Origin of the sequence: Streptomyces sp. NBC_00249 (assembly GCF_026342355.1) — a bacterium.
Taxonomy (GTDB): domain Bacteria; phylum Actinomycetota; class Actinomycetes; order Streptomycetales; family Streptomycetaceae; genus Streptomyces.
Genome location: NZ_JAPEMV010000005.1, coordinates 185,845 through 201,171 on the forward strand (window position 1 = coordinate 185,845; position 15,327 = coordinate 201,171).

The window sequence follows — 15,327 nt, forward strand, 5'->3', positions numbered from 1 at the left end:
ACTCGACGGCGGGGTCAGTGCGCGGCGGACTCCCAGTCCGCGCCGACGCCCACCGACACGTCGAGCGGGGCCCGCAGCGAGACGGCGGCGCCCATCTCCCGCCGCACCAGCTCCTCGACCCGCTCCCGCTCCCCGGGGGCGATCTCCAGCACGATTTCGTCGTGGACCTGGAGCAGCATCCGCGAGGCGAGGCCGCCCTCGGTGAGGGCCTTGTCCACGCGCAGCATGGCGACCTTGACGATGTCGGCGGCCGTGCCCTGGATCGGGGCGTTCAGCGCCATCCGCTCGGCGGCCTCGCGGCGCTGGCGGTTGTCGCTGTTGAGGTCGGGCAGGTAGCGGCGGCGGCCGAAGACCGTCGCCGTGTAGCCGGTGGCGCGGGCTTCGTCCACCACCCGCTGGAGGTAGTCGCGGACCCCGCCGAACCGCTCGAAGAAGGTGTCCATCAGGCCGCGCGCCTCGGCGGGCTCGATGTTCAGCTGCTGGGCGAGACCGAAGGCGGACAGCCCGTACGCCAGGCCGTAGGACATGGCCTTGATCTTGCGGCGCATTTCGGCGTCGACCTCGGACCGCTCCACTGCGAACACCTGGGAGGCGACGGTGGTGTGCAGGTCCTCACCGGTGGCGAAGGCCTCGATGAGGCCCTCGTCCTCGGACAGGTGGGCCATGACGCGCAGCTCGATCTGGCTGTAGTCGGCGGTCATGAGGGACTCGTAGCCCTCGCCGACGACGAACCCTCGGCGGATGGCGCGGCCCTCGTCGGTGCGTACCGGCACGTTCTGCAGGTTCGGGTCGGTGGAGGACAGCCGGCCGGTCGCGGCGACGGTCTGGCTGAAGCTGGTGTGCACCCGGCCGTCCGGGGCGATGGACTTGACCAGGCCCTCCACGGTGACGCGCAGCTTGGCCTGCTCCCGGTGGCGCAGCATGATCACGGGGAGTTCGTGGTCGGTCTGCGTGGCCAGCCAGGCCAGGGCGTCCGCGTCCGTGGTGTAACCGGTCTTGGTCTTCTTCGTCTTGGGCAGGTCCAGCTCGCCGAAGAACACCTCCTGGAGCTGCTTGGGCGAGCCGAGGTTGAACTCGTGGCCGACCGCCGCGTGCGCCTCCTTCACGGCCTGCTGCACGGCGCCCGCGAACTGCTGCTCCATGCCTTCCAGGTGGTCGCGGTCGGCGGCGATGCCCGCCCGCTCCAGCCGGGCCAGCAGCTCGGAGGTGGGCAGTTCCATCTCGTGCAGCAGCTCGACGGCGCCGACCTCGGGCAGCTTCGCGGTGAAGGCGTCACCCAGGTCGAGGACGGCGCGGGCCTGCGCCATCAGGGCGTCGGCCTCGGCGGTCTCGTCGGCTCCGAAGGCCAGCTGGCCGTCGGCGGCCGGGGGCGCCAGTTCCCGGTGCAGGTACTCGTTGGACAGGACGTCCAGCGCGAAGGAGCGGCGGCCCGGCTTGACCAGGTACGCGGCGAGCGCGGTGTCCATGGTGACCCCGGCCAGGCTCCAGCCGTGCTCGGGGAAGACCCGCATCAGGCCCTTGGCGTTGTGCACGACCTTGGGCCGCGAGGCGTCGGCCGCCCAGGCGGCGAAGGCCTTGTCGTCGGCCTCGTCCAGGGCGGAGGGCTCGAACCAGGCGGCGGCCCCGCCGGCCGCGGCGAGCGCGATCTCGGTGACGTTGCCCTGGCCCAGCGCCCAGCTGTCCACGGTGGAGACGCCGAGCGGGCCGCCCGCGTGGCTCTCCAGCCACGGCGCCAGCTCGCCCGCGCCCAGCACCGACGCGTCCAGTTCCACACCGGCCGCCGGGGCCGGCGCCTCCTCCTCGGCCGCGCCCGGGTCCACGGCGAGCAGCCGCTCGCGCAGCGAGGCGTTGCGGATCTCCAGGACGTCCAGGACGCCGATCATGGCGGCCCGGTCGTAGGGGGCGCGCTCCAGGTCGGCGGGGGTCTTGGGCAGCTCCACGTCCTTGACCATCTCGGTCAGGACGCGGTTGAGCTTGACGGCCTCCAGGTGGTCCCGGAAGTTCTGCCCGGCCTTGCCCTTGACCTCGTCGGCGCGCTCCACCAGTTCCTTGAACGACCCGAACTGGGTGATCCACTTGGCGGCGGTCTTCTCTCCGACACCCGGGATGCCCGGCAGGTTGTCGGACGGGTCGCCGCGCAGCGCCGCGAAGTCCGGGTACTGCTGCGGGGTCAGCCCGTACTTCTCCTCGACCTTCTCGGGGGTGAAGCGGGTCAGCTCGGAGACGCCCTTGGTCGGGTACAGCACGGTGGTGCGCTCGGAGACGAGCTGGAAGGAGTCCCGGTCCCCGGTGACGATCAGCACGTCGAAGCCGGCGGCCTCGGCCTGCGTCGCCAGCGTCGCGATCACGTCGTCGGCCTCGAAGCCGTCGACCGCGAACCGCGGCACCTTCATGGTGTCGAGGAGCTCGCCGATCAGCTCGACCTGCCCCTTGAACTCGTCGGGGGTCTTGGAGCGGTTCGCCTTGTACTCGGGGAACTCCGTCGAGCGCCACGTCTTGCGCGATACGTCGAAGGCCACCGCGAAGTGCGTGGGCGCCTCGTCGCGCAGCGTGTTCGCCAGCATCGACGCGAAGCCGTAGATGGCGTTGGTCGGCTGGCCGGTCGCCGTCGTGAAGTTCTCCGCGGGCAGGGCGAAGAACGCCCGGTACGCCAGGGAGTGCCCGTCCATGAGCATCAGGCGGGGGCGGTCCGCTGCGGTCGTCTGGTCGGTCTTCTTCGATGCTGTCTCTGCCACGCCCCCGATCCTAGGCGCCCCCACCGACAATTCCGGCGTCGGCGATGTCGGTGGAGCGTGACAGGATCGGACGTGTAGGCGAATACGCGCGAAGCCGCATCCGTGCGGCGGCAGCACACTCAGGAAGCTCAAAGGGGAGCGACATGGCCACCAAGCCGCCCGCAGGTGATCCCGTACAGGACGCGCCGCAGGTCGCGCCTCCCCAGCACGCCGCGGCCGGCCTGCCCGCCATCGGGCACACCCTGCGGATCGCCCAGCAGCAGATGGGCCTCGCCCGCACCGCGCGCACCCTCCTCAAGGTCAACCAGAAGGACGGCTTCGACTGCCCCGGCTGCGCCTGGCCCGAGGGCGACAAGCGGCACGCGGCGGAGTTCTGCGAGAACGGCGCCAAGGCCGTCGCCGAGGAGGCCACGCTGCGCCGGGTCACCCCGGCCTTCTTCGCCGCGCACCCCCTGGCCGACCTGGAGACCCGCTCCGGGTACTGGCTGGGGCAGCAGGGCCGGATCACCGAGCCGATGCTCCTGGAGGCCGGCGCGGACCGGTACGAGGCGGTGAGCTGGGAGCGGGCCTTCGCGGTGATCGCCGAGGAGCTGCGCGCCCTCGCCTCCCCCGACGAGGCCCTCTTCTACACCTCGGGCCGCACCAGCAACGAGGCCGCGTTCCTCTTCCAGCTCTTCGCCCGCGAGTTCGGCACCAACAACCTGCCGGACTGCTCCAACATGTGCCACGAGTCCTCGGGCTCCGCACTGAACGAGACCATCGGCATCGGCAAGGGCAGCGTCTCCCTCGAAGACCTCCACCAGGCCGAACTGATCATCGTCGCCGGGCAGAACCCGGGCACCAACCACCCCCGCATGCTCTCCGCGCTGGAGAAGGCCAAGCAGGCCGGCGCGAAGATCATCTCGGTGAACCCGCTGCCCGAAGCCGGCACCGAACGGTTCAAGAACCCGCAGAGCCCCCTCGGCATGCTCAAGGGCACCGCCCTGACCGACCTGTTCCTCCAGATCCGCATCGGCGGCGACCAGGCCCTCTTCCGCCTCCTCAACAAGCTCGTCATCGAGACCGAGGGCGCCGTCGACCAGGACTTCGTCCGCGAGCACACCCACGGCTACGAGGACCTCGCGGCCGCCGCCGCAGACGCCGACTGGGACGAGACCCTCACCGCCACCGGCCTCACCCGCCCCGACATCGAACGCGCCCTGGCCATGATCCTGGCCTCCCGGCGCACCATCGTCTGCTGGGCCATGGGCCTCACCCAGCACAAACACTCCGTCGCCACCATCCGCGAGGTCGTCAACCTCCTCCTGCTGCGCGGCGACATCGGCCGCCCCGGCTCCGGCGTCTGCCCCGTCCGCGGCCACTCCAACGTCCAGGGCGACCGCACCATGGGGATCTTCGAACGCCCCGCGCCCGCCTTCCTCGACGCCCTCGACCGCGAATTCGCCATCACCTCGCCCCGCGCGCACGGCTACGACGTGGTCCGCTCCATCGAGGCCCTGCGCGACGGCAAGGCCAAGGTCCTCATCGCCATGGGCGGCAACTTCGTGGGCGCCACCCCCGACACCGACGTCACCGAGGCGGCGATCCGCCGCGCCTCCCTGACCGTCCACGTCTCCACCAAGCTCAACCGCTCCCACGCGGTCACCGGCCGGCGCGCCCTGATCCTGCCCACCCTCGGCCGCACCGACAAGGACGTCCAGGCGGGTGGCAAGCAGTTCGTGACCGTCGAGGACTCCATGGGCATGGTCCACGCCTCCCGCGGCAACCTCGCCCCCGCCTCCCCGCACCTGCTCTCCGAACCGGCGATCGTGGCCCGGATGGCGCGCGCCGTCCTCGGCGCCGCCTCCGCCACCCCGTGGGAGGAGTTCGAGAAGGACTACGCCACCGTCCGCGACCGGATCTCCCGCGTCGTCCCCGGCTTCGAGGACTTCAACGCCCGCGTGGCGCACCCCGGCGGGTTCCAGCTGCCGCACGCCCCCCGCGACGAGCGCCGCTTCCCCACGAAGACCGGCAAGGCCAACTTCACCGCCGCCCCCGTCGAGTACCCGCGCGTCCCGGCCGGCCGGCTGCTCCTGCAGACCCTGCGCAGCCACGACCAGTACAACACCACCATCTACGGCCTCGACGACCGCTACCGCGGCATCACCGGCGGCCGCCGCGTCGTCATGGTCAACCCCGAGGACGCCGCCGAGCTCGGCCTGGCCGACGGCTCGTACACCGACATCGTCGGCGAGTGGAAGGACGGCGTGGAGCGCCGCGCCCCCGGCTTCCGCGTCGTGCACTACCCGACCGCGCGCGGCTGCGCCGCCGCCTACTACCCCGAGACGAACGTGCTGGTCCCCCTCGACTCGACCGCCGACGTCAGCAACACCCCCGCGAGCAAGTCCGTCGTCGTGCGCTTCGAACCGGCCTGATAGAACGACTCCAGGACAAGATGGTTAACGATCGTTGACGAACGGAGCCGGCCCATGGGTCAGCAGCACGCTGTGAAGTTCCCCCAGGAAGTACTCGACGAGTACGCGGCCCTGGGCATCGACCTCCCCGCCCTCTTCTCGGCGGGCGACCTCGGCCAGCGCATGGAGATCCGCGTCCTGGAGGCCTCCGCCGACCGCGTCGTGGGCACCATGCCCGTCAAGGGCAACACCCAGCCCTACGGACTCCTGCACGGCGGCGCCTCCGCCGTACTGGCCGAGACCCTCGGATCCGTCGGCGCCATGATGCACGGCGGCATCGGCAAGATCGCCGTGGGCGTCGACCTGAACTGCACCCACCACCGCGGCGCCCGCTCCGGCCTGGTCACCGGCGTCGCCACCCCCGTCCACCGGGGCCGCTCCACCGCCACCTACGAGATCGTCATCACCGACGACCAGGACCGCCGCGTCTGCAGCGCCCGCCTGACGTGCCTGCTGCGCGACACGGAGTCTTAACAACAGGGCCGATACGACCTGTTGTGCCACCACCGGCGCCGGTCTAGCGTTCCCGCATGGGATCCGGACCGGCGCCGCTGCGCGCCACGGCCGCGTGCGCGACGACGGCGCTCCTGACCGCCGCACTCCTCGGCTGCGCGGGCGGCACCCGCACCACCCCCGCCACACCCGCCCCGCACACCACCACCCCGCAAGAACTGTGCACCGCACTGATCACCCACTGGGCCGGGGTCGTCCTCGACGGCGGCGAGGGCCAGGACGCCGTCCACCTCGACTACCAGGCGATGGGCCTGTCCGGCGGCCAGAACGAGATCCTGCGCACCGTCCTCGACCTGGCCCGCCCCGTCCAGCGCACCCAGGGCCGCGACGCCGCCCGCGCCCTCACCGCCCGCGAGGCCTCGGCCCGCTGCGCCGAGCGCTACCGCTCGGGCGCCCCGACCGGCGGGCCCTGGCAGTGAGCGGGGGCATCGGCCCGGTCGAGCCCGGGGACGGCACGGCGGACCGCGAGGACCGCGAGGACCCCGAGAGCCACGAGGGCCCGCGTACGGCCCCCCGTACGCCCCGGGCGGCCAGGGCGGCGGCGGAACGCCTCCGCGTCGGCTACGCCCGCCACCGCCGGGCGACCCTCGCCACGGCCGCGGCGCTGCTGCTGGCCGCGAGCGCCGCCCGCTGGTACACCACCCGGCCCGAGCCGCCCGTGGCCCCGCCCCCGCCGGCGCCGTCGCAGTCGGTGTCCCTGACCTACCTGGAGCCGGTGGAGCCGACCCCTCCCGGCGCCGCCTTCGCCTTCACTGTCCGTGTGCGGAACGCCTCCGGGCCGGCCGTCTCGGTGGAGCGGATCGCCCAGCCGTCGCCGGCGCTGAGCGTGACGATCCGGCCACCGGCACCGGTCACGGTCGCCCCCGGGGAGGCCCGCGAGCTCACGGTGCTGATCGGGACAAATGACTGCGTGCATGTAGCACGGAATTCCGGGCTGCCTTTCCTGGAAGTAACCCTGAGTAATGGATTCCAGAAAGAGGATCACAGTTACATCCCCGGTGACCGATATGCCAGGGATCTTTCCACCGCTCTGACCAGGGCCTGTCCCGAAGATCGAGACACCCCCATCCCGACGCCGTCATGACCAAAACCCCCCAGACGCCTGGTGCGACAGTACTGAAACCACACCAAGCACCTGCCGCATCTCAGCATGCGGACGCGACGAAACGGCCTGAATTCCCCCGTTCCACCCGCAGAGATCCGCTATGCATTACGCCGTGGCATAACAAGAGAGTCACATCATTGGCCTCAGCCCTCCATATCCCCCGATCTCCCGCTTAGAGTCACGGCCAGTTACCGCGACCGCCGGATTTCCTTCAGTTCGGTTCCCCGCGTTCGACTCGGCGCGTCCCACGGGGGACGCGGCGCCAGGAAAGGACTGATCGTGCGTTCTCGTCAGCTCATCGCCGTGACCGCCGCCCTCGCCGCGGGCGCTCTCACTCTCACCGCCTGCGGCTCGCGCGACGGCGGCTCCACCGGTGACGGTGGCTCCGGCACCACGGTCGTCATCGGCGTCGACGCCCCCCTGACGGGCGACCTCTCGGCCCTCGGCCTCGGCATCAAGAACTCCGCGGACCTCGCCGCCAAGCAGGCCAACGAGAAGAAGTACGTCAAGGGCGTCACCTTCAAGATCCAGGCCCTCGACGACCAGGCGCAGGCCTCCTCCGGCCAGCAGAACGCCACCAAGCTGACCGCCGACAAGGACGTCCTCGGCGTCGTCGGCCCGCTGAACTCCTCGGTCTCCGAGTCCATGCAGAAGGTCTTCGACGACGCCAAGCTGGCCCAGATCTCCCCGGCCAACACCAGCCCGTCCCTGACCCAGGGCGCCAAGTGGGCCGAGGGCCAGAAGACCCGCACCTACAAGAGCTACTTCCGCACCGCCACCACGGACGCCATCCAGGGCCCGTTCGCGGCGCAGTACCTCTTCAACAAGGCGGGCAAGAAGAAGGTCTTCATCATCGATGACAAGAAGACCTACGGCTCCGGCCTCGCCGGCACCTTCAAGGGCGAGTTCACCAAGCTCGGCGGCCAGGTCGTCGGCGAGGGCCACATCGACCCGGAGTCCAAGGACTTCTCGGCCATCGTGACCCAGGTCAAGAACTCCGGCGCCGACGTCGTCTACTACGGCGGCGAGTACCCCGCGGCCGGCCCGCTCAGCAAGCAGATCAAGGCCTCCGGCGCCAACATCCCGCTCGTCGGCGGTGACGGCATCTACGACAAGAAGTACGTCGAGCTCGCCGGCGACGGCGCCATCGGCGACTTCGCCACCTCCGTCGGCGCGCCGGTCGAGAGCCTGCCGTCCGCCAAGGAGTTCGTCGCCAACTACGAGAAGGCCGGCTACAAGGACCCGTTCGCAGCGTACGGCGGCTACTCCTACGACTCCGCCTGGGCCGTCATCGAGGCCGTCAAGAAGGTCGTCGACGCCAACAACGGCAAGCTCCCCTCCGACGCCCGCGCCAAGGTCCTCGAGGCCGTCCAGGGCGTCTCCTTCGACGGTGTGACCGGCAAGGTCTCCTTCGACGAGTTCGGCGACGCCACCAACAAGCAGCTGACCGTCTACAAGGTCGAAGGCGGCGAGTGGAAGTCCGTCGAGTCCGGCACCTACGGCGGCTGACCTCCCACCGGCTAGCCCTCTAGCTCGCTAGCCCCTCACCCCTCATTTGCCGCGCGGGGCGCGCACCACAAGCGCCCCGCGCGGTGTCACATCCGTCGAAAGACTCGGAGGACCTGCGGTGCACGAACTGCCGCAACAGCTGGTCAACGGCCTGCTACTGGGATCCATGTACGGGCTCGTCGCCATCGGCTACACGATGGTCTATGGCATTGTCCAGCTCATCAACTTCGCCCACGGCGAGATCTTCATGACCGGCGGGTTCGGAGCCCTCACGGTCTGGCTGATGCTCCCCGGCGGCACCACCATGTGGGTGGCCCTGCCCCTCATGCTCATCGGCGCCATCATCGTCGCCACCCTCATAGCCGTCGGCGCGGAACGCTTCGCCTACCGGCCGCTGCGCAGCGCCCCGCGCCTCGCACCGCTGATCACCGCCATCGGACTCTCCATCGTCCTCCAGCAGGCGGTCTGGGCCTGGTACCCCGACGCGCGGTCCTCCGTCGTCTTCCCCGAGATCCCCGGGGGCCCCTTCCACCTCGGCAGCATCACCATCCAGACCGGTGACGTCTTCCTCCTCCTCGCCGCCCCCATCTCCATGGCCTTCCTCGGCTTCTTCGTCAAGAAGACCCGCACCGGCCGCGGCATGCAGGCAACCGCGCAGGACCCGGACACCGCGAAGCTCATGGGCATCAACACCGACCGCATCATCACGGTCGCGTTCGCCCTCGGCGCGGCCTTCGCCGCCGTCGGAGCCGTCGCCTACGGCCTCAAGTACGGCGAGGTCAACTACCGGATGGGCTTCATCCTCGGACTCAAGGCCTTCACCGCCGCAGTCCTCGGCGGCATCGGCAACATCTACGGCGCCATGATCGGCGGCCTGGTCCTCGGCCTCGCCGAAACCCTCACCACCGCCTACATCGCCGACGTACCCGGCATGAGCCAGCTCGGCGGCCAGTCCTGGGGCAACACCTGGGCGTTCGTACTCCTCATCCTCGTGCTCCTCTTCCGACCTCAGGGTCTGTTGGGTGAGCGCGTGGCGGACAGGGCGTGAGAACCATGACGACCAACACCGCAGAACTCACGGACACCGTGAAGACCACCACCCCCGCCCGGGGCTTCATCGCCCTCCCCGAGAAGACGGCCCGCGCCCTCGCCACCGCAGGCGGCGCCCTCACCGTCATCTCCAGCTTCCTCGCCTGGACCTGGACCTCCGCCTTCCCCGGTGACCTCACCGTCTACGGCTACCCCGGCGGCCTCCAGTGGCTCGTCCTCGTCGGCGGCACCCTCACCACCCTCTTCGGCCTCGCCTCCTACGGAGTCAAGGGCCTCGGCTGGCTCGCCCCCGCAGGCACCGACGCAGCCCTCAAGCTGTCCGCCGCCGCCGCCTTCGCCACCGCCTGGTACACGATCCTCGCGATCACCACCACCCTCGGCGGCGTCGTCAACCTGGAGCCCGGCGGCTACATCGTCGCGGTCACCACCCTCCTCGCCCTCGTCGGCGCCCTCGCGCTCCCCTTCGAGCACCCGGTCCTCGAAGGCCCCGACCCCGACGACACCGCGTGGGAGCAGCGCAAGCACCACCTCGGCAACCGCTGGACGACCGTCAAGGCCGCCCTCTCCACCGGCACCGCCCGCCCGGCGCCCCCGCTGCCGGCCTGGACCGAGATCCTGCTCATCACCGCAGTCCTCGCCCTGGCCCTCGCCGTCTTCACCTACGGCATCACCACCCCGTACCAGGAACTCTTCATCGGCTTCCTGATCACCGCGGCCTTCGGCTTCGCCGCCCTCAACAAGGCCGGCCTGGTCGCCCGCTTCACCGCACTCACCGCCAAGCACCGCAACGTCGCCCTCGTCGGCGCCTTCGCCGCGGCCGCAGCGTTCCCGCTCACCCAGACCGACGACCAGTACGCGACCCTCGGCGTCAACATCCTCATCTTCGCCACCGTCGCCCTCGGCCTGAACATCGTCGTCGGCCTCACCGGCCTCCTCGACCTCGGCTACGTCGCCTTCCTCGGCGTCGGCGCCTACACCGCCGCCCTGGTCTCCGGATCGCCCAACTCCCCGTTCGGCGTGCACTTCCCCTTCTGGGCCGCACTCCTCGTCGGAGCCGTCGCCTCCATGGTCTTCGGCGTCCTCATCGGCGCCCCGACCCTGCGCCTGCGCGGCGACTACCTGGCCATCGTCACCCTCGGCTTCGGAGAGATCTTCCGCATCTCGATGAACAACCTCGACGGTGTCTCCGGCCCCGACATCACCAACGGCCCCAACGGCATCGCCGGCATCCCGAACATCGACCTCTTCGGATTCGACTTCGGCGCCAGCCACACCATCGCCGGACTCACCATCGGCCGCTTCGCCAACTACTTCCTGCTGATGCTCCTGATCACCCTCATCGTGGTCATGGTCTTCCGCCGGAGCGCCGAATCCCGCATCGGCCGCGCCTGGGTCGCCATCCGAGAGGACGAGACCGCCGCCGAAGCCATGGGCATCAACGGCTTCCGCGTCAAGCTCATCGCCTTCGCCCTCGGCGCCACCCTCGCCGGCCTCGCCGGCGCCGTACAGGCCCACGTGAACTACACCGTCACCCCGGACCAGTACGTCTTCGCCAACGCCGTGCCCCCGAACTCCGCGTTCCTGCTCGCCGCGGTCGTCCTCGGCGGCATGGGCACCATCTCCGGACCCCTCGTCGGCGGATCCCTGCTCTTCCTGATCCCCAACAAGCTCCAGTTCCTCGGCGAATACCAGCTCCTCGTCTTCGGCATCGCGCTCGTCATCCTGATGCGCCTGCGCCCCGAAGGCCTCATCCCCAACCGGCGCAACCAGCTCGAACTCCACAAGGACCTCGAAGCGCCCACAGTCCTCGGCAAGACAGGGGCCTGATCCATGACCACCACCACGACCGAGACGGTCCTGGACGCCCGCGGCGTCACGATGCGCTTCGGCGGCCTCACCGCCGTCAAGAACGTCGACCTGACCGTGCGCAGCGGCGAGATCGTCGGCCTCATCGGCCCCAACGGCGCCGGCAAGACCACCTTCTTCAACTGCCTCACCGGCCTCTACATCCCCACCGAGGGCGAAGTCCGGTACAAGGGCACGGTCCTGCCCCCCAAGTCCTACAAGGTCACCGCGGCCGGCATCGCCCGCACCTTCCAGAACATCCGTCTCTTCAACAACATGACGGTCCTGGAAAACGTCCTCGTAGGCCGCCACACCCGCACCAAGGAAGGCCTCTGGTCGGCCCTCCTGCGCCTGCCCAGCTTCGGCCGCGAAGAACTCGCCAGCCGCGAGCGAGCCATGGAACTCCTCGAGTTCATCGGCCTCGACCACAAGGCCGAACACCTCGCCCGCAACCTCCCCTACGGCGAACAGCGCAAGCTGGAAATCGCCCGCGCCCTCGCCAGCGACCCCGGCCTCATCCTCCTGGACGAGCCCACCGCCGGCATGAACCCGCAGGAGACCCGGACCACCGAAGAACTCATCTTCGCCATCCGGGACAAGGGCATCGCCGTCCTCGTCATCGAGCACGACATGCGCTTCATCTTCAACCTCTGCGACCGCGTCGCCTGCCTCGTCCAGGGCGAAAAGCTCATCGAAGGCACCGCCGCCGAAGTCCAGGGCGACGAGCGCGTCATCGCCGCCTACATCGGCGAACCCTTCGAAGGCGCCCCCGGCGCCGAAGAAGTCGCGGAGGTCGACACAGCCGAGGCGAACAGCATCACCAGCACGGACGGAGAAGACCGGTGACCGCACTCCTGGAGGTCGAGGACCTCCGCGTCGCCTACGGCAAGATCGAAGCCGTCAAGGGCATCTCCTTCAGCGTCGACGAAGGCCAGGTCGTCGCCCTCATCGGGACGAACGGCGCCGGCAAGACCACCACGCTGCGCACCCTGTCCGGCCTGATCAAACCGCGCGGCGGCCAGATCAGGTTCCAGGGCAAGTCGCTCAAGAAGGTCGCCGCACACGACATCGTCTCGCTCGGCCTCGCCCACTCCCCCGAGGGCCGGCACATCTTCCCGCGCATGACCATCGAGGACAACCTCCTCCTCGGCGCCTTCCTGCGCAGCGACAAGGAAGGCATCCAGAAGGACGTCCAGCGCGCCTACGACCTCTTCCCCATCCTGGGAGAACGCCGCAAGCAGGCCGCCGGCACCCTCTCGGGCGGCGAGCAGCAGATGCTCGCCATGGGCCGCGCGCTCATGTCCCGTCCCAAGCTGCTCATGCTCGACGAGCCCTCCATGGGCCTCTCCCCGATCATGATGCAGAAGATCATGGCCACCATCTCCGAGCTCAAGGCCGACGGCACGACCATCCTCCTGGTCGAGCAGAACGCCCAGGCCGCGCTGTCCCTGGCCGACCAGGGCCACGTCATGGAGATCGGCAACGTCGTCCTGTCCGGCCCGGGCCGCGAGCTCCTCGTCAACGAGGACGTCCGCAAGGCCTACCTCGGCGAGGACTAGCCCCTCCCCGTACATGCGTGAGGCCCGTCTCCCCTCGGGGGAGACGGGCCTCACGCATGTCGGTACCGCTGCTACTCGGCTGCTACTTGGCGGCGTCCCGCTTCTTCTCCTCGGCGTCCTCGATGACCGCCTCGGCTACCTGCTGCATGGACATCCGCCGGTCCATGGAGGTCTTCTGGATCCACCGGAACGCGGCCGGCTCCGACAGCCCGTACTGGGTCTGCAGGATGCTCTTGGCACGGTCCACGAGCTTGCGGGTCTCCAGGCGCGCGGAGAGGTCCGCGACCTCCTTCTCCAGCGCCCGCAGCTCGGCGAAGCGGGAGACGGCCATCTCGATGGCCGGGACGACGTCGCTCTTGCTGAAGGGCTTGACCAGGTACGCCATGGCCCCGGCGTCACGGGCCCGCTCGACCAGGTCGCGCTGCGAGAACGCGGTGAGCATCAGGACGGGGGCGATGGACTCCTCCGCGATCTTCTCGGCGGCGGAGATCCCGTCCAGGACGGGCATCTTCACATCGAGGATCACCAGGTCGGGCCGGTGCTCGCGCGCGAGCTCCACGGCCGTCGCCCCGTCCCCGGCCTCACCGACGACGGAGTACCCCTCCTCCTCGAGCATCTCCTTCAGGTCGAGACGGATGAGAGCCTCGTCCTCGGCGATGACGACCCGGGTCGTCAGCGGCGGAACGTGCGACTGGTCGGCGTCGGGCGTGGGCGTCGACTCGTGCTCGGCGGTCACGGGGGCTCCTTGTTGCGGGGCGCTGCTGCTTGTATGAGCCTACCTAGCAGCGCCGCCGCATGGTCACCCGGTACACTCCGACGAGCAGCCCTGCCGGGTTGGTGGAATGGCATACACGGATGTCTCAAACACATCTGCCCGTAAGGGCTTGCGGGTTCGAGTCCCGCACTCGGCACGTGTCCGAAAAGCGGACGTTCACCTTCGCGTGAACGTTCGCTTTTTGCTACGTACGGCGATGACGCGTGACTCACAGTGTGGACATGGAGTTCCACAGCCTGGAGACCCGGCAAACAGCACTCACCCTTCTGCGCGGGGGGACGGCGAACAGCGAGGTGGCCCGTCGACTGGATATCCCCCTCGGCACGGTGAGCTACTGGAAGCACATGGACCGCGCGAGACGCGGCGAATGCCCCGGATCCCATCGGGCGGCTTGCCCGCATTGCCACGGAGACGCCCTCGATACCGAGGCATACGCCTACCTGCTTGGTCTCTACCTGGGCGATGGCCACATATCTCACTACTCCGGCCACCGCGTCCCCAACCTGATGGTCACCTGCGATGACGGCTGGCCTGGACTGATGGACTTGGCCGAGCAATCCATGCGCCGCGTCTTCCCAGCGAATCAGGTCTGCCGAGTTCGCAAGGTCGGCTGCCACAACATCAAGGTCTACTCGAAGCACCTGGAGTGCCTGTTCCCCCAGCACGGGCCCGGGAAGAAGCACGAACGCCGGATCACCCTTGAGGACTGGCAGGAGGAGATCGTCGACGCTCACCCCTGGGAGTTCATCCGGGGGCTGATCCACTCCGACGGGTGTCGGATCACCAACTGGACCACCCGGATGGTCGGTGGGGAGCGGAAGCGGTACGAGTATCCGCGGTACTTCTTCACCAACAAGTCGGACGACATCCGCAAGCTCTGTACCGACACCCTGACCAAGGTCGGTGTCCGGTGGACGGTGCTGGCGCGGGGCAGTGATCCCTTCAACGTGTCCGTCGCGCGGAAGGAATCCGTCGCGCTGATGGACGCGCACGTCGGGCCGAAGCATTAGGCCGGGAGGTCGCTCGCGCCGCCGAGGTTGTGGATCAGGCGGCGCAGGACGTTGATGGTGGCGGCGTAGTCGGTGTCGGGGACGCCGGCTCGCATGGTCGCGTGGACCTTGGCGTTGCGGGTGCGGGCGCGTTCGCGGGCGGCTTCGCCGGCGGGGGTGAGGGTGAGGCGGTCCCCCGAGGTGCGGGTCCAGCCCCGGTCGGCGAGGTCGGTGTGGATGGCGTCGAAGTCGAGGTTCTGGTCGTCGTAGGGGGTGAGTTTCGCGGTGAGGGTGGCGGCCGTCCATTCGTCCGGGGCTCCGGCGATGTGGTTGAGGATCCACCAGTGGGGTTGGGTGAGGGATTCCTCGGCGAGGGCGGTGCGGAGGCCGCCGACGATGATGCGGTTGGCGGCGCCGGTCCAGTAGCCGATGGCCTGGGCAGCGACCTGCTCTTCGGGGTATTCCTTGATCTCCATATGGCGAACGTATGACCTCGAGTTTGGTTGAGGTCAAGGGATCGAAGATGAAGGGGACTCCGCGATGAGCGAGAAGGCTCGGAAGCTGTTCGACGCGCTGGATCTGAACCATGACGGTGAGCTGACGCGTGCGGAGGTGATTTCGGCGTTGCGGAGCAAGGGGCCGACGTTGGCCGCGCAGGGGGATCTGCCGTTCTGGGGTGTGGGGGATGCGGACGCGTCGTCGGCGTTGTTCGATGCGGCGGACAAGAACGGGGATGCGGTGTTGTCGCTGGAGGAGTTCGAGGCGGAGGTGGACCGGCGGTTCGGCTGGTAGGC

At 69.4% G+C, this 15,327-nt stretch carries 14 protein-coding genes and 1 tRNA gene; 12 read left to right on the top strand and 3 right to left on the bottom strand.

Going from position 1 to position 15,327, the window contains the following annotated elements:
• Positions 1-14: 14 nt before the first annotated feature.
• On the bottom strand, positions 15-2,735 hold the full coding sequence (gene polA, locus OOK31_RS22585; RefSeq protein ID WP_267089113.1) for a DNA polymerase I: 2,721 nt from the start codon (positions 2,733-2,735) through the stop codon (positions 15-17).
• A 143-nt stretch (positions 2,736-2,878) separates the two neighbouring features.
• Here polA and OOK31_RS22590 point away from each other — a divergent pair, with 143 nt between their 5' ends.
• From OOK31_RS22590 to OOK31_RS22630, 9 genes are all read left to right on the top strand, one after another.
• Positions 2,879-5,149 carry an FdhF/YdeP family oxidoreductase gene (locus OOK31_RS22590; RefSeq protein WP_267089114.1) on the top strand — a complete coding sequence of 757 codons (2,271 nt, stop codon included), beginning with the start codon at positions 2,879-2,881 and terminating at the stop codon, positions 5,147-5,149.
• 54 nt (positions 5,150-5,203) lie between these two features.
• A complete protein-coding gene (locus OOK31_RS22595; RefSeq protein ID WP_267089115.1) occupies positions 5,204-5,662 on the top strand; it encodes a PaaI family thioesterase in 459 nt (152 codons plus the stop codon).
• 56 nt (positions 5,663-5,718) lie between these two features.
• On the top strand, positions 5,719-6,120 hold the full coding sequence (locus OOK31_RS22600) for a hypothetical protein (protein WP_267089116.1): 402 nt from the start codon (positions 5,719-5,721) through the stop codon (positions 6,118-6,120).
• Positions 6,117-6,785 (top strand): Tat pathway signal sequence domain protein, encoded by a 669-nt coding sequence (locus OOK31_RS22605; protein ID WP_267089117.1) that lies wholly within the window; start codon positions 6,117-6,119, stop codon positions 6,783-6,785. The genes OOK31_RS22600 and OOK31_RS22605 overlap by 4 nt, the downstream gene beginning before the upstream one ends.
• 300 nt (positions 6,786-7,085) lie before the next feature.
• Positions 7,086-8,315 carry a branched-chain amino acid ABC transporter substrate-binding protein gene (locus tag OOK31_RS22610; protein WP_267089118.1) on the top strand — a complete coding sequence of 410 codons (1,230 nt, stop codon included), beginning with the start codon at positions 7,086-7,088 and terminating at the stop codon, positions 8,313-8,315.
• A 118-nt stretch (positions 8,316-8,433) separates the two neighbouring features.
• Positions 8,434-9,363, top strand: coding sequence for a branched-chain amino acid ABC transporter permease (locus OOK31_RS22615; RefSeq protein WP_267089119.1), 930 nt, complete (start codon positions 8,434-8,436; stop codon positions 9,361-9,363).
• Positions 9,364-9,368: 5 nt separating this feature from the next.
• Positions 9,369-11,192 (top strand): branched-chain amino acid ABC transporter permease, encoded by a 1,824-nt coding sequence (locus OOK31_RS22620; protein WP_267089120.1) that lies wholly within the window; start codon positions 9,369-9,371, stop codon positions 11,190-11,192.
• A 3-nt stretch (positions 11,193-11,195) separates the two neighbouring features.
• A complete protein-coding gene (locus OOK31_RS22625) occupies positions 11,196-12,056 on the top strand; it encodes an ABC transporter ATP-binding protein (RefSeq protein WP_267089121.1) in 861 nt (286 codons plus the stop codon).
• On the top strand, positions 12,053-12,769 hold the full coding sequence (locus OOK31_RS22630) for an ABC transporter ATP-binding protein (RefSeq protein ID WP_267089122.1): 717 nt from the start codon (positions 12,053-12,055) through the stop codon (positions 12,767-12,769). The genes OOK31_RS22625 and OOK31_RS22630 overlap by 4 nt, the downstream gene beginning before the upstream one ends.
• Positions 12,770-12,851: 82 nt before the next feature.
• On the opposite strand, the gene OOK31_RS22635 is transcribed toward OOK31_RS22630, so the two are convergent.
• Complete coding sequence (locus OOK31_RS22635; RefSeq protein WP_267089123.1) at positions 12,852-13,505, bottom strand: ANTAR domain-containing response regulator; 654 nt, start codon at positions 13,503-13,505, stop codon at positions 12,852-12,854.
• Positions 13,506-13,597: 92 nt separating this feature from the next.
• Between OOK31_RS22635 and OOK31_RS22640 the strand changes: the two genes are divergently transcribed.
• Positions 13,598-13,680 (top strand) — tRNA-Leu (locus tag OOK31_RS22640).
• A gap of 85 nt (positions 13,681-13,765) precedes the next feature.
• Positions 13,766-14,554, top strand: a complete 789-nt coding sequence (locus OOK31_RS22645; RefSeq protein ID WP_267089124.1) for a helix-turn-helix domain-containing protein — start codon at positions 13,766-13,768, stop codon at positions 14,552-14,554.
• Here OOK31_RS22645 and OOK31_RS22650 read toward each other — a convergent pair.
• Positions 14,551-15,009, bottom strand: coding sequence for a MarR family winged helix-turn-helix transcriptional regulator (locus OOK31_RS22650; RefSeq protein WP_267089125.1), 459 nt, complete (start codon positions 15,007-15,009; stop codon positions 14,551-14,553). The two genes, OOK31_RS22645 and OOK31_RS22650, sit on opposite strands and share 4 nt — an antisense overlap.
• Positions 15,010-15,073: 64 nt before the next feature.
• On the opposite strand from OOK31_RS22650, the gene OOK31_RS22655 reads away from it, so the two are divergent.
• A complete protein-coding gene (locus tag OOK31_RS22655) occupies positions 15,074-15,325 on the top strand; it encodes an EF-hand domain-containing protein (RefSeq protein ID WP_267089126.1) in 252 nt (83 codons plus the stop codon).
• The last annotated feature ends 2 nt before the right edge of the window (positions 15,326-15,327 follow it).